This window comes from Ruegeria sp. L11 (assembly GCF_056531755.1).
Genome location: NZ_JBQFMI010000002.1, coordinates 71,295 through 85,667, shown reverse-complemented (window position 1 = coordinate 85,667; position 14,373 = coordinate 71,295). Strand labels below are relative to the sequence as shown.

Annotated in this window: 16 protein-coding genes; 7 read left to right on the top strand and 9 right to left on the bottom strand. The window is 60.1% G+C overall.

The window, feature by feature from the left end:
• Positions 1–2: 2 nt before the first annotated feature.
• Positions 3–1,721 (top strand): bifunctional sulfate adenylyltransferase/adenylylsulfate kinase, encoded by a 1,719-nt coding sequence (locus ACR0CE_RS05325; RefSeq protein ID WP_480831301.1) that lies wholly within the window; start codon positions 3–5, stop codon positions 1,719–1,721.
• A gap of 102 nt (positions 1,722–1,823) precedes the next feature.
• Here the strand turns inward: ACR0CE_RS05325 and ACR0CE_RS05320 are convergent, their stop codons facing one another.
• From ACR0CE_RS05320 to ACR0CE_RS05310, 3 genes are all read right to left on the bottom strand, one after another.
• A complete protein-coding gene (locus tag ACR0CE_RS05320; RefSeq protein ID WP_480831300.1) occupies positions 1,824–2,711 on the bottom strand; it encodes a PhzF family phenazine biosynthesis protein in 888 nt (295 codons plus the stop codon).
• A 92-nt stretch (positions 2,712–2,803) separates the two neighbouring features.
• A complete protein-coding gene (locus ACR0CE_RS05315) occupies positions 2,804–3,028 on the bottom strand; it encodes a DUF1150 family protein (protein ID WP_209504776.1) in 225 nt (74 codons plus the stop codon).
• Positions 3,029–3,033: 5 nt separating this feature from the next.
• On the bottom strand, positions 3,034–3,447 hold the full coding sequence (locus ACR0CE_RS05310) for an Hsp20 family protein (RefSeq protein ID WP_058275530.1): 414 nt from the start codon (positions 3,445–3,447) through the stop codon (positions 3,034–3,036).
• A gap of 163 nt (positions 3,448–3,610) precedes the next feature.
• On the opposite strand from ACR0CE_RS05310, the gene ACR0CE_RS05305 reads away from it, so the two are divergent.
• The 4 genes from ACR0CE_RS05305 (at position 3,611) to ACR0CE_RS05290 (ending at position 6,219) form a co-directional block, all read left to right on the top strand.
• A complete protein-coding gene (locus ACR0CE_RS05305) occupies positions 3,611–3,835 on the top strand; it encodes a YdcH family protein (RefSeq protein WP_267362973.1) in 225 nt (74 codons plus the stop codon).
• Positions 3,836–3,911: 76 nt separating this feature from the next.
• The gene (purE, locus tag ACR0CE_RS05300; RefSeq protein ID WP_480831298.1) at positions 3,912–4,397 is read left to right on the top strand and encodes a 5-(carboxyamino)imidazole ribonucleotide mutase; all 486 of its coding nucleotides are present in this window, start codon (positions 3,912–3,914) and stop codon (positions 4,395–4,397) included.
• Positions 4,394–5,149, top strand: a complete 756-nt coding sequence (locus tag ACR0CE_RS05295; RefSeq protein ID WP_480487573.1) for an NAD(P)-binding domain-containing protein — start codon at positions 4,394–4,396, stop codon at positions 5,147–5,149. The genes purE and ACR0CE_RS05295 overlap by 4 nt, the downstream gene beginning before the upstream one ends.
• A 2-nt stretch (positions 5,150–5,151) precedes the next feature.
• Complete coding sequence (locus ACR0CE_RS05290) at positions 5,152–6,219, top strand: 5-(carboxyamino)imidazole ribonucleotide synthase (protein WP_480622114.1); 1,068 nt, start codon at positions 5,152–5,154, stop codon at positions 6,217–6,219.
• 65 nt (positions 6,220–6,284) lie between these two features.
• Here ACR0CE_RS05290 and ACR0CE_RS05285 read toward each other — a convergent pair whose 3' ends face one another.
• The 6 genes from ACR0CE_RS05285 to ACR0CE_RS05260 form a co-directional block, all read right to left on the bottom strand.
• A complete protein-coding gene (locus ACR0CE_RS05285) occupies positions 6,285–7,436 on the bottom strand; it encodes an alpha-D-ribose 1-methylphosphonate 5-triphosphate diphosphatase (RefSeq protein WP_480831296.1) in 1,152 nt (383 codons plus the stop codon).
• Positions 7,433–8,206, bottom strand: a complete 774-nt coding sequence (locus ACR0CE_RS05280; RefSeq protein ID WP_480831294.1) for an alpha/beta fold hydrolase — start codon at positions 8,204–8,206, stop codon at positions 7,433–7,435. The genes ACR0CE_RS05285 and ACR0CE_RS05280 overlap by 4 nt, the downstream gene beginning before the upstream one ends.
• Positions 8,207–8,235: 29 nt before the next feature.
• On the bottom strand, positions 8,236–9,087 hold the full coding sequence (locus ACR0CE_RS05275) for a DMT family transporter (protein ID WP_480482255.1): 852 nt from the start codon (positions 9,085–9,087) through the stop codon (positions 8,236–8,238).
• A gap of 245 nt (positions 9,088–9,332) precedes the next feature.
• Positions 9,333–10,970, bottom strand: a complete 1,638-nt coding sequence (gene groL / locus ACR0CE_RS05270) for a chaperonin GroEL (protein ID WP_267362982.1) — start codon at positions 10,968–10,970, stop codon at positions 9,333–9,335.
• A gap of 53 nt (positions 10,971–11,023) precedes the next feature.
• Positions 11,024–11,311, bottom strand: a complete 288-nt coding sequence (gene groES / locus ACR0CE_RS05265; RefSeq protein ID WP_170536247.1) for a co-chaperone GroES — start codon at positions 11,309–11,311, stop codon at positions 11,024–11,026.
• A 152-nt stretch (positions 11,312–11,463) separates the two neighbouring features.
• Positions 11,464–12,138: a DUF2161 domain-containing phosphodiesterase gene (locus ACR0CE_RS05260; RefSeq protein ID WP_480482260.1), complete on the bottom strand. Its 675-nt coding sequence runs from the start codon at positions 12,136–12,138 to the stop codon at positions 11,464–11,466.
• Positions 12,139–12,248: 110 nt separating this feature from the next.
• Here ACR0CE_RS05260 and ACR0CE_RS05255 point away from each other — a divergent pair, with 110 nt between their 5' ends.
• Entirely contained in the window at positions 12,249–13,229 is a 981-nt protein-coding gene (locus ACR0CE_RS05255) for a TraB/GumN family protein (protein WP_480482262.1), read from the top strand.
• Positions 13,230–13,339: 110 nt separating this feature from the next.
• Positions 13,340–14,260: a manganese-dependent inorganic pyrophosphatase gene (locus ACR0CE_RS05250; protein ID WP_480539337.1), complete on the top strand. Its 921-nt coding sequence runs from the start codon at positions 13,340–13,342 to the stop codon at positions 14,258–14,260.
• Positions 14,261–14,373: the final 113 nt, after the last annotated feature.

Below are 14,373 nucleotides of genomic sequence, written 5' to 3'. Positions count from 1 at the left end.
AGATGACGATGTTAAGCAATCTGGCCCCCATTCCCGAACTTTATGTGTCGTATGACTCGGCCCAGAAACTGAAGGTTGAAGCCGCCAACCTGACCAGTTGGGATCTGAGCCCGCGCCAGATCTGTGATCTGGAGCTGCTGATGAATGGCGGTTTCAACCCGCTCAAAGGTTTCCTGAGCGAAGCCGATTACGACAATGTCGTCGAAAACATGCGTCTGGCTGATGGCACGCTTTGGCCGATGCCCATCACGCTGGACGTCAGCGAAGACTTTGCGGACAAGATCGAACTGGGTCAGGATATCGCGCTGCGCGATCAGGAAGGCGTGATTCTGGGCACCATGACGGTCACTGACCGCTGGACCCCGAACAAGGCCCGCGAGGCCGAGAAGGTTTTTGGTGCCGATGACGATGCCCACCCGGCTGTGAATTATCTGCACAATGTGGCGGGCAAGGTCTATCTGGGTGGCCCTGTCGTGGGCATCCAGCAGCCTGTTCACTATGACTTCCGCGGTCGCCGCGATACGCCGAACGAGCTGCGCGCCTATTTCCGCAAGCTGGGCTGGCGCCGGATCGTGGCCTTCCAGACCCGCAACCCCTTGCACCGTGCGCATCAGGAGCTGACCTTCCGCGCCGCCAAGGAAGCGCAGGCCAACCTGCTGATCCACCCGGTCGTCGGCATGACCAAGCCGGGCGACGTGGACCACTTTACCCGCGTGCGCTGCTATGAGGCGGTGCTGGACAAGTATCCCGCATCCACCACCTCGATGAGCCTGCTGAATCTGGCGATGCGCATGGCTGGCCCGCGCGAGGCGGTCTGGCACGGGCTGATCCGTGCCAACCATGGCTGCACTCATTTCATCGTTGGCCGCGATCACGCGGGCCCGGGCAAGAACTCGGCAGGTGAAGATTTCTATGGCCCCTATGACGCGCAGGATCTGTTCCGCCAGTTCCAGGACGAGATCGGCGTCGAGATGGTCGATTTCAAACACATGGTCTATGTGCAGGAACGCGCGCAATACGAGCCGAATGACGAGATTCTGGACAAGGACAATGTCACGATCCTGAACATCTCGGGCACCGAGCTGCGCCGCCGTCTGGCCGAGGGTCTGGAAATCCCCGAATGGTTCAGCTTTCCCGAAGTGGTGGCAGAGCTGCGCAAGACCAAGCCGCCACGCAGCCAGCAGGGCTTTACCGTGTTCTTCACCGGCTTCTCGGGCTCGGGCAAGTCCACCATCGCCAACGCGCTTATGGTCAAGCTGATGGAGATGGGGGGCCGTCCGGTCACGTTGCTGGATGGCGATATCGTGCGGAAAAACCTGTCATCCGAACTGGGTTTCTCGAAAGAGCATCGCGACCTGAACATCCGCCGGATCGGCTATGTGGCATCCGAGATCACCAAGAACGGTGGCATCGCCATCTGCGCGCCGATCGCACCCTATGCCACCACGCGCCGCGCAGTACGCGAAGAGATCGAGCAGTTCGGTGCCTTCTGCGAAGTGCATGTTGCGACCACCATCGAAGAGTGTGAGCGGCGCGACCGCAAGGGTCTGTACAAGCTGGCGCGCGAAGGCAAGATCAAGGAATTCACCGGTATCTCGGACCCGTATGACGTGCCTCAGAACCCTGAATTGCGTGTCGAGACCGAAAATGTCGAGGTCGACAACTGCGCTCATCAGGTGCTGCTGAAGCTGGAAAGCATGGGCCTGATCGCAGCAGGCTGAACCAGATGAATGAAACACAGCGGCCTCCGGTTTTCGGGGGCCGTTTTTTGTTTTTATAGGCTGAGGTGTTCCGGGCAGTCCCTGGGGACGGGAACGGTTCGGCTACTGGGTGGCTTGTGGCAGATCCACCTGCCCGCGCATCAGGATATGCCCCTGACCGGCTACCTTGATTCCCGTCATCGCGTCGGTGGGGCCAACGCGCGTGACAACGGCCTGACCGGGGCGACCCATATCGTGACCCTGTTCCGCAACGAAACTGTCTTTGGTCATCAGCCCGTATTTCCACAGATAAGCCGCCATGGCCCCGGTGGCAGACCCGGTAAACGGATCTTCGGGCGGGCTGGGCGGAGCCATAAGCAAGCGCGAGAACGTATCGCCCGCGTCGGTGGCCCCTTTGAGCGTCACGAGGAAAGGCTCGGCCATGTCCGAGCCGGAATACCCTGCCGTCGCAGCCACTTTGCGCAGCGCGTCCTCGGACAGGAGGGCCGCGCGCAAAGCGTCATGATCGCGCAGAACGGTAATACAGAAGGGCAAGCCGGTTGAAACCATCCGGGGTGGCGAGATGATGGCTTCTTGCGGCAGGCTGATCGCCTTTGCCACCAGATCGGCAGGCACATGCGCACCAAATTGCGGGGCGACCTGCGTCATTTCAATCTGTTCGCCCTGCGATCCGATCGAAACGATGCCAGCGCCGGTTTCCAGCGTCAGGTTATCGCCGGAGATCATGCCGCGCGACCGCATCGCCGCTACGGTGGCAATCGTCGGATGACCGGCAAAGGGAATTTCACGGCTGGCCAGAAAATAACGGACGCGGATGTCGGCCACGTCGGACGGGCCGGTGAATGTGCATTCGACCAGAGAGGTTTCGCGCACATAGGCCATGCAGACCTCGGCCGAGAGACCCGCGCCGCCGTGGACCACGGCACAACCGTTGCCGCCAAATGCACGATTGGTGAAGGCGTCTACCCAGTCGAATTCAAACCAGCTCATGCAGTCGGCTCCGTTACAGGTTAAAAGCGGCAGTTTCGCCGATGCGCGTGTGTTGCGGGGAACGTTTCAGCCCCACCGGACAAAGGGGCCGTTCAGTGAACGGCCACAGGTGAAAGGTCGTGCTGACGGGCCAGAACGAAGGCCAGCTTGCGGTCGGCCACAAGCGCCAGTTGCTGCCCATCGGAATCGTGCACGGCATAAAGGTGATCCAGATCACCTGCCTGATCGCGCAGATCACGCGGCAGATCGGCAACGTCGACTGTTTTCACATAGACGATACGATCGCCTTCGGTGTTGATTTCAATCGGTGTATTCATTGCTCTTACCCCTTCCGTATGTTGATTGTCTGAACCACGGTTTCCGGCACGGCGCGGGTCAGATCCACGTGCAGCAGACCGTTTTCCATGATCGCCTCGCCCACCTCGACCCCGTCGGCCAGCACGAACATGCGCTGAAACTGACGCGCCGCGATGCCACGGTGCAGGAAGATGCGCCCCTCGCTGTCGTCGCGCTGACGGCCCCGGATCACCAGTTGGCGATCCTCGATGGTGATCGACAGATCCTCTTCGGCGAACCCGGCCACCGCAAGGGTGATGCGGTAGGAAAAGTCCGAGGTCTGTTCGATGTTATAGGGCGGGTATCCTTCGTTACCGGCCTTTGCAGACCGTTCCAGAAGGCGTTCCAGCTGCTCGAACCCCAAAAGATGCGGGTATGAGCCAAGAGTAAGTTTCGACACGTATTTTCGTCCTTTATTGTCAAAGCGACGTGGTGCGCGGTCCCGTTCCGGCAACCGCTTGTTATAGAATATGGGAAGAAACCAGGATGTCCACAAGGTCTGGCGCGATAACGTCTGACACACTATCTTGTTGGGCAAGCACCACAACAAGCCCGAGTCGCCAATGAACGCGCCCACCGACCTTTCGATGAAAACCGAAGAAGTTCTGCGGGTTGAGTTGGAGGTTTTCCGCCGCCAGCACCGCGACCTTGATGAGGCGATCGAGGCGCTGCATGAAAAAGGAACGGCTGATCAGTTGACCCTTCGGCGTCTGAAAAAGGAAAAACTGCGCCTGAAAGACTTCATCCGCCTGATCGAAGATCGCCTGACCCCCGATATCATTGCCTGAACGCCCTGTACCGCATTGCCACAAAAGCGGATTTGGCTATAGTGCGCGCTCTTTCTGAGCGCGGAGACGTAAGCGGATGAGCGATGTGACAGTGGGGATCATCATGGGCAGCCAGTCGGACTGGCCCACGATGAAGGAAGCCGCAGATATTCTGGATGAACTGGGCATCGCTTATGAGGCGCGTATCGTTTCGGCCCATCGCACCCCGGACCGGTTGTGGGACTATGGCAAGACCGCCGTGTCGCGCGGGTTGCAGGTGATCATCGCGGGCGCTGGCGGAGCGGCACATCTGCCGGGCATGATGGCCTCGAAAACACGCGTACCGGTGATTGGCGTGCCTGTGCAGACGCGGGCCTTGTCGGGGGTGGATTCACTGTATTCCATTGTGCAGATGCCCAAAGGCTTTCCGGTGGCGACCATGGCAATCGGGTCGGCTGGCGGGGCCAATGCGGGCCTGATGGCCGCGGGCATTCTGGCCTTGCAGGATGAAGCCCTGGCCGCGCGGCTGGATGCCTGGCGTGACGCGTTGTCCGCCTCGATCCCCGAGGAACCGCAGAGATGAGCCGGATTGGGTTTATCGGCACCGGGCATATCGCCGCGCCGATTGCGCGGCTGATGGCCGCCAAAGGGCATGAGATCAGCGTGACAGAACGCAACGCCGAGGTCTCGGCCGCCCTGAAGGCCGAACTGGGCGTGACTATCGCGCCGCCGCAAGCGGTGATTGACGCCTCGGACATCGTGTTTCTGTGCCTGCGCCCGCATATCGCGGCCGAGGTTCTGGCCCCCCTGACCTTTCGCGCCGATCAGCAGGTTGTTTCGGTTATGGCGGCCGTTTCCGCCGAAGATTTGGCCAAGCTTTGCGCCCCTGCGTCGGATTTCGTCCAAACCATCCCACTGGGGTTCTTGCAGTCCGGTGGCTGTCCGATGGCGGCGTTCGGCAATGACCGCTTGCTGGCCGAGCTGTTTGAGCCGGAAAACCCCGTGGTCAAGGTTGCGGATGAGGTGGCGCTGAACGCGCATTTTGCCATTTGTGCCATGGTTCCCGGCATTCTGGATCTGATGGCCACCGGGGCCGAATGGCTGGGTGACGTAACCGGCGATGCGGACGGGGCCGAGTTCTATACCACGCAGTTGATGGCGGGTTTTCTCGCCGCGATGGAAAAAGGCACAGCCGGGCGGTTGGCACAGGAGCGCGACGCTTTGGCGACCGAAGGTACTTTGAGCCTGCAAATGACGGGCACCCTGATCGAACAGGGCGCGCATGAGGCGCTGAGAGCGGCGCTTGGCGCAATTGGAAAACGTTTGGAGAATTGACGATGGCGGAGATGCTCGCCCAAGGTGCAGTGATCGGGATTCTGGGTGGCGGCCAGCTGGGCCGGATGCTGTCGGTGGCGGCCTCTCGGCTGGGGTTTGTCAGCCACATCTACGAGCCGGGCGCAAACCCGCCTGCCGGGCAGGTTGCGGATCGGGTTACGACAGCGGCCTACGACGATATCGACGCCTTGACGGCCTTCGCCGATGCGGTGGACGTCATCACCTATGAGTTCGAGAACATCCCGACCGAGGCATTGGATATTCTGGAAGCCCATCGCCCCATTCGTCCCGGGCGTGAGGCATTGAGGGTCAGTCAGGACCGCCTGACCGAGAAGACGTTCCTGCAGGGGCTTGGCCTGAAAACGGCTCCGTTTGCGGATATCACCGATCTGGACAGCCTGAATGCGGCCATCGAAGAAATCGGCACGCCCGCCATCCTGAAGACCCGCCGCTTTGGCTATGACGGCAAAGGACAAGCCAGATTGCGCAGCCCCGGGGATGCCGAGGCCGCGCTGGCCGATATGGCTGGTGCGCCTGCCCTTCTGGAGGGTTTTGTTGATTTCTCACACGAGGTTTCGATCATTGCAGCGCGGGGACTGGACGGTCAGGTGGCCTGTTTCGACCCGGGTGAGAATGTGCACCGCGACGGCATCCTGCACACCACCACCATCCCTGCCCGACTGTCCCCTGCCCAGCGCACCGATGCCATCCTGCTGGCGGCCAATATCCTGAACGCGCTGGAATATGTCGGTGTCATGGGCGTTGAGCTGTTCGTGACACCCGGCGGGCTGATCGTGAACGAGATCGCGCCGCGCGTGCATAATTCGGGCCACTGGACGCAGAATGGCTGCGCCGTGGATCAGTTCGAACAGCACATCCGCGCGGTGGCGGGTTGGCCGTTGGGCGACGGGCAGCGCCACTCGGATGTGGTGATGGAGAACCTGATTGGCGACGATATGGACCGTGTGCCCGAGCTGGCGCGCGAACGGGACGTCGCGCTGCATCTTTACGGCAAGGCCGAGGTCAAGGCTGGTCGCAAGATGGGACATTTCAACCGGATCAAGCGGTAGAATATCGCGCTGCGGCGCGATGCCTTCGGCGAGAGTATTTGGAAAAAGGTGAAGCCGGTCTGGTTTCACCCCACAAAGCGCGCCGCGATATCCCCTGACATGTAGCTGACGCGCCCGCCCGCCAATGTCGCGGCGACCCGATGAGTGGTTGCATCAAGGATTACCAGATCGGCGCGTTTGCCCGCGGCAAGCGTGCCCCGGTCCTGCAAGTCCAGCACCCGCGCGGGGCCGGATGAGATCAGCGCCCAGGCACCGGCCAGATCCAGCAGCCCGGTTTTGGCCAGCATCAGCGCCGCGCGGCGTGGACTGGGATAATGGTAATCCGAGGCCAGCGCATCACAGAGCCCCATCGCAATCAGCTCTACCGCGCTGGCGTTACCCTTATGCGAGCCGCCGCGGACTACATTGGGCGAGCCGAGAATGACGTGATCCCCGGCAGCGCGCGCGGCCTCGGCGGCTTCAAGCGTTTCGGGAAACTCGGCAATACGCACCCCTTGGCTGCGCCACCAAGCGCGCGCCTCGGCAGTTGCGTCATCGTGGCTGCCCAGACGCACGCCCATGTCCGCAAGGTCCGAACAGAGCGCTTCTAGCGCGGCCGGAACCTCAGCCTTGCGGGCGTGCATGCCGAGCAGCATCGCAAAATGCGCTTCCGGATTGCGTCCGGCCTTCAATGCCTGCCCGGTCAGGCGCGGTGGTTTCTTGCCCTGTGCCAAACGATCATGCGGCAGGTGATCATTGAAGACCACGTATGGCACCTGCCAATCGGCGATGCGACGGGCCAGCCCGTCGTAATCCGCGAGCATATTGGTCTCGAACCGCAATTGCGGGATCAGATCGGTGACCGTGCTGCCCTTGACCGCTGCGATGGCCGCAAACACCTGCGCGGCAAAGTCCGGGCCGCGCACGCCGCCTTCCCAGCTGTAAAACTGCGCCAGAACGGCGGTGGTGATGCCGTTGGCGGCCAGTTCGGCCTCGACCGACAGAATGCCCTCATTCATCTGCTTCATCGCGCCGCGACGTGGGGCGATGTGGCGTTCGAACCCATCGCCGTGCAAGTCGACAATACCTGGCAGAACAAGAAACCCGGTCAGGTCAATCCGCCGCCCGGTAGCCTCTTTCTGAATGACCCCATCCGCAATGGAGAGGTCTGCGCGTGACAGCCCTTCATCCGGTAGCAGAACCTCGGCACCGGTCAATGTCAGATCCAATGTGGTCATTCTGATGGCTCCGCCCCCGGTTCCGAGCAGTTTTGCCCAATACAGATCTCGTCTATTACGTCCATCACACCATCCAGCCAAGTGATCTGCGGATCAAACCGGCCAAACTCAATGAAGTGCAGCACCTGCGCCATGACCTGCGGGTTGTTCATCATGAAGGTGTGTGTCACCGGCAAGACAAGATGATCGGCCATGCCTTCGACCTTGGTGGATTCGACCGACACCTTGCCATCGTCAGGACCGTCGATCAGAGACGAAAACACAAGGTTCAGGGACTGGTCACCTGCGATGACACCCAGTTCGAAATCCACAGGCGGCAGGCGGCTGGGAATTCCATCCGGGCCCGTGCCCAGTTGCAGTCCGGCCGGGCCGTTCAGGTATCCGAACACCTCCCACGCACTGAGTTCATCGACCAGCTGGCTACCCTGATTGGGTGGCCCCAGCATGACGACACGGCCCATGTTTTCAGGGCTGTGGTCCTGTAACCAGTATCGCAACAGGATGCCACCCATGGAATGCGCAACGACATTGACGGTGTCACTGCCGCAGGCTGCAAATGCTTGCGGGATGGTTTGTTCGGCCAGTTCGGGGATACCGATTTCGGTCGATGGGTAACCGGGGCGCACGACGGAATAGCCATTCGCTTTGAACAGTTGCTCCATCACGCTGAATGACGCCTCGGTCCGGGCCAGACCGTGCAGCAGGACAACGCATTTCGCGCTGGCCACGGCGGGAAAAAGGCAACAAAGCAGGGCGATCAGAATTCTCATACCCGCCAGATAAAGCCTGTGCGCCTGCGTTAAAAGCCCTTCCCACGTTGACGTCGCAGGACAGCCAGCGCGATACCGCCCAAAACCAGTGCCGCACCAACAAGCAGCCGCACACCCGCGCTTTCCCCCAACAGTACCACGCCGCCCACAATCGCGATCACCGGCACGCTGAGCTGGACGACCGCCGCCGTTGAAGGTGCCAGCCGGGGCAGAACGCGATACCACAAGGCGTATCCCAGACCCGAGGTCACGCCACCTGACAAGGCCGCAAGGAGATAGCCCAATCCGGTCATGTGCCACTCTGCCCCTGTGGCCATCAGGGCCAGCGCGGTTACCGGCAGCGCGACGATGAAATTTGCGGCCGTGCCCTGCAACGCATCAGGCTCGGACCGCCCGACCAGTGAATAGGCTGCCCAGCCGATCCCGGCTGCAATCATCAAAACGGTTCCGGTTGGATCGACCTGCACTGTTCCTGTGGGCCACAGGACACAGGCCAGACCACCCAGTGCAATCGCTGCCCCGGCCAGCTGTCGTCGGGTGGGTTTGACCCCGGCAAGGGCGGTGGCGGCGAACATAGTGATCTGCACAACGGCAAACAGGATAAGTGCGCCCAGCCCCGCATCCAACGTCAGATAGGCAATGGAAAACCCGATCATATACAGGGAAAGCGACCCGGCCCCGATGACGCGCCTGCGGTTGCGAAGGGGCAAATGTCCTCTACGCAGCAGGATCAGTGCGGCCAGAACCAACGCCCCCGCCAGAACCCGGATAATGGCAAACCCCGCAGGATCACTGGACCCGCTGTCGATAGCCAGCCGGTTCAGAATGGAGTTCGCCGCAAAGGCGCACATGGTCAGGGCGGTCAGAAGGAACAGTCGCATTTCAACCACATACCGACTTGGCGGCGCGTTGGACACTCACAATTCGGGCACACGCGGCCCAGCCTTCATCTTTTACAAAATACTCCCGCCGGAGGCATGGCCGCATTGCGGCCATCGGAAATGAAACGGGGCCGCCAAAAGGCGACCCCGTCCGTTAGCACTTTGCTTCCCCTCTCGACAGCTTGACCTTGCAGCCAAACGCCTGTCAGGGGTCGTCGGAATTCGCTTAGGCGAATTCGACGTGCTTACATCATGCCGCCCATGCCGCCCATGTCGGGCATGCCGCCAGCAGGTGCATCTTTTTGCGGTTTGTCTGCAACCATCGCTTCGGTGGTGACCAGCAGGCCGGCAACCGATGCCGCATCTTCCAGAGCGGTACGGACAACTTTGGCCGGGTCGATCACGCCGAACGAGAACATGTCGCCATATTCTTCGGTCTGAGCGTTGAAGCCAAAGGCCGGATCCGAAGATTCGCGCACTTTGCCTGCAACAACCGCACCGTCAACGCCTGCGTTTTCGGCGATCTGGCGCAGCGGCGCTTCGATGGCCTTGCGCACGATGTTGATGCCTGCGTCCTGATCAGCGTTTGCGCCTTTCAGCGATTCCAGTGCTTTACCGGCCTGAACCAGAGCAACACCACCGCCTACAACGACGCCTTCCTGAACGGCTGCGCGTGTTGCGTTCAGAGCATCGTCCACACGGTCCTTACGCTCTTTCACTTCAACTTCGGTCATGCCGCCGACGCGGATAACGGCAACACCGCCTGCCAGTTTGGCAACGCGTTCCTGCAGCTTCTCACGGTCGTAATCCGACGAGGTTTCTTCGATCTGGGTGCGGATCTGAGCAACACGTGCTTCGATCTCGGCTTTCTCGCCAGCACCGTCGACGATGGTGGTTTCGTCTTTGCTGATCTCGATCTTCTTGGCGGTGCCCAGCATGTCCATGGTGACATTCTCAAGCTTCATGCCCAGATCTTCGCTGATCACCTGACCGCCGGTCAGGATTGCGATGTCCTGCAGCATGGCCTTACGGCGATCGCCGAAGCCCGGTGCCTTGACAGCAGCAATTTTCAGGCCGCCGCGCAGTTTGTTGACAACCAGAGTTGCCAGCGCTTCACCTTCAACGTCTTCTGCAATGATCAGCAGCGGCTTTTGCGACTGGATCACCTGCTCGAGCAGAGGAACCATCGGCTGCAGCGAGGACAGTTTCTTTTCGTGCAGCAGGATCATGCAGTCGTCGAGTTCTGCGATCATCTTGTCTGCGTTGGTGACGAAGTAAGGCGACAGGTAGCCGCGGTCGAACTGCATACCTTCGACAACATCGGTCTCGGTTTCCAGACCTTTGTTTTCTTCGACGGTGATGACGCCTTCGTTGCCAACCTTCTGCATCGCGTCCGCGATCTGCTGGCCAATTTCAGCTTCGCCGTTGGCCGAGATGGTGCCAACCTGAGCAACTTCTGCCGAGTCTTTGACTTCGCGCGAAGCAGCACGGATGCCTTCGACAACTTTGGCGGTTGCCAGGTCGATGCCGCGCTTCAGGTCCATCGGGTTCAGGCCCGCTGCAACCTGCTTCAGGCCTTCTTTTACGATGGCCTGCGCCAGAACGGTCGCGGTGGTGGTGCCGTCACCGGCTTCGTCATTGGTGCGGCTGGCGACTTCTTTCACCATCTGCGCGCCCATGTTTTCGAACTTGTCTTCCAGTTCGATTTCCTTGGCAACCGAAACACCGTCTTTGGTGATGCGCGGTGCGCCGAAGGATTTGTCCAGAACCACGTTGCGGCCTTTGGGGCCCAGGGTCACTTTGACAGCATCCGCCAGAATGTTGACGCCTTTCAGCATCTTGTTGCGGGCATCGGTGTCGAACTTGACGTCCTTTGCAGCCATGTCGTTTCTCCTTGAGAAAATGTGTTTAGTGGAAGATCAGAGAAAGCGCGGGCTTACTCGATGATCCCCATGATGTCGCTTTCTTTCATCATCAGCAGCTCTTCGCCGTCGACCTGGACCTCGGTGCCCGACCATTTGCCGAACAGGATCTTGTCGCCAGCCTTGACCGCCATTGCGATCAGCTCGCCGCTGTCCTTGCGCGCGCCTTCGCCGGTTGCGACGACTTCGCCTTCGCTGGGCTTTTCTTTTGCGCTGTCAGGAATGATCAGTCCGCCGGCGGTTTTTTCATCGCTTTCGGTACGGCGAACCAGCACACGGTCATGAAGCGGTTTCAATGCCATCTTTGCAGCTCCTTGGGCTCAAAGTTTTGTTTATCCTCCCCTCGCCATTCGACGAGGCGTTAGCACTCGGTGTGTGTGAGTGATAACGACGCATAGCTAGGGAGTCTAAAACGCCGAGTCAACAAGGTGTTTGGGATTTTTTTGAGAACGGCCTAGTCGGACTGTTCCCAGCTGTAGGCCCAGTGTTTCAAGCCATCTGTTCCGTCAGACGTAAGAGCGTAGACGCCTTTTTCAACCTTCTCGAACCAGCCATAGTGATTTTCCCGCATCAACCGGGTGGCAACCGGGACACCCACCGATCTGGCAACTTCGGCCCCTTTGGCCGGGCCGTGTTCGGCCAGAAAGGCGGCGCATTTCAACGCATCCTGACGGTAGGCCGTCACGATCCCATGGCGTGTCGCGCCCCCGGAATTGGGGTCGCCCTCCAGCCGATCGAATTCGCGCAGCAGCCGCGCTGCCCTGGCCTTGTCCTTGCGCGGCGCATAGGGGCCCGGATCGCATTGCACCTCGACCGTGCCATCGGTACGTACGGTGATCAGACCCAGACCAAGCCTGCGGCACAGCGCCAGATTGTCCCTGAGCGCCCGCCGGGCCGTGCGCCCGGTGGGTTTGCTGACCCCGATATAGACCTGATCCGTGAGTTTCAGGCGGGCAATTGCCTGATGGAACAGGGACAGCGTGAACCTGAGCTTGAGCTCGACAATCACAGGCGGCTCGTCTTCGCGCATCGCGACGATATCGGCAGCGCCCACTTCTCCTTTGACGGTGTATCCCTGACGCTCCAAAAGCGCCTTGATCGGGGGATAGAGGTCCTGCTCGCGGTTCATGGGGCCTATGCTACGCAGATTGTTGAGGAATACCAGACGGGTTGCTTGAACATGGGTCGCAGGCATGGCTATGTCTGGAACACCTTGATGACACAACACCGGATGGGTTCATGCGCCTGCTGACATTTCTTGCTTTTCTACTGGCCCCGATCACGGCTAAGGCTGCGTGCGATGGGCAGGACCTGCGCCCACTGCTGTCAGATGACGCGCGGGCCGAGTTGCAACGCGCCGTGGCGGACATCCCCTTTCCGGAAGGCAACCACTGGATTGCGCGCAAGGATGACACGGTTCTGCACATCATTGGCACCCTGCACACGTATGACGAACGTATGGAAAAGGTGGTTGAACGCCTGTCTCCGGACCTGAGCCAGGCTGACGCGTTCTATTTCGAAGTCACACAGACTGACATGGACGCATTCGAAAAAAACCTGGCCAATAATCTCAGCGCTGTAATGATCACATCCGGGCCGACCCTGATCGACCTGATGGGAGATGAAGACTGGGCCGCATTCTCGACCGCGTTGAACCAGCGCGGCATTCCCGGCTGGATGGCGGCCAAAATGCGACCGTGGTTCTTGAGCATGATGCTGAGCATCCCGCCCTGCATGATGGAAGATCCGAACGGGACCTACGGCATGGACGCCCGCCTGAACGATCTGGCCGCAGAAAACGGCATTCCGCAACACTCGCTGGAACGTATCGACGACCTGATCGCCATGTTCGACAGTCACCCGCTGGAACAGCAGGTCGAGTCACTGGTGCGCCTGTCCGGGGCGATGATGGGAAGCAACGATCAACTGGCCACCATGGCCAATGGATATCTGGAAGAAAAGCACGCCGAGATCATACAATTTGCCCGCCTGCAGGGGTTCGAAGAATCCGGGCTGAGCCGGGACGTCTTCGATGAGGAATGGAACGGGTTCGAGCAGCAGATGCTGGTCCAGCGGAATGCCCTGTGGATGGAGCATATTCTGGCCATCACGGATCAGACAGCGGTGATCGCGGTCGGCGCAGGTCATCTGAGTGACGACCACGGTTTGCTGAACCAGCTGGAGCAGGCCGGATACACGCTGACACGCGCCTCTTTCTAAGCCGGTTCAGCGGTTTTCAGACCAAGCGTCGCAGACGGGCTGCTGTGGCGTGACAAGGACGTTTGTCCGCCCTATAAGGCGCGCAAATTTCCATTCCGCAGGACGCTGACATGACAACGCTCGTATTTGGTCACAAATCCCCCGACACCGATTCCACAGGCTCGCCGATCCTGTGGTCGTGGTACCTTAACGAAATCAAAGGTGTGCAGGCCGAGCCCGTGCTGTTGGGCGAACCCAACACCGAAGCGGCATTCATGCTGGACAACTGGGATCTGCCGAAGCCACGTATCCTGAACGATCTGGCCGCGGACACTCCGGTGGTCATCGTCGACACCAACAACCCCGCCGAACTGCCCGCCAACGTCAATGACGCAGACATCCGCGCCATTATCGACCACCACAAGCTGGTCGGTGGTCTGGAAACCAAAGGCCCGATCGACATCACCGTGCGCCCGCTGGCCTGCACGGCCACCATCATGGTCGACCTGATGGGCGACGATGCGGCCAAGATGCCTGACGCCATCAAGGGCGCGGCACTGACCTGCATCCTGTCGGACACGCTGGAATTCCGCTCGCCCACCACCACGCCCCATGACCGCGAGGTTGCTGAGCGGCTGGCAGCCGAGCTGGAGCTGGATATCTCGGCTTACGCGGCAGACATGTTTGCGGCGAAATCGGATGTCTCGTCCTTCTCGGATGCCGAACTGATCCGCATGGACAGCAAGGAATACGAGGTCGATGGCACCAAATTCCGTGTCTCGGTTCTGGAAACCACTGCGCCGGGCGTCATTCTGGACCGCAAGGCAAGCCTGGCGGGTTCGATGGTGGATGTCGCCAAGGAAGACGGTGTCGATCAGGTGCTGCTGTTCGTCGTCGATATCCTGAACGAGGAAGCCACCCTGCTTGTGCCCAACGATCTGGTCAAAACCGTTGCCGAGAAAAGCTTTGGCGCATCCGTCGATGGCGACGCTGTAGTTCTGCCGGGCATCATGAGCCGTAAAAAGCAGATCATTCCGAACCTGAAGGTCTGAAGAAAAAAGCGAGGTCCGTCGTTTTGAAAAAAACGGGCCTCGCACTACAATTTATACGCTAGCATTCAATCCTTGTTGCGCCTCTGATTGAATCCGACGAAGGTGCCTCCGCA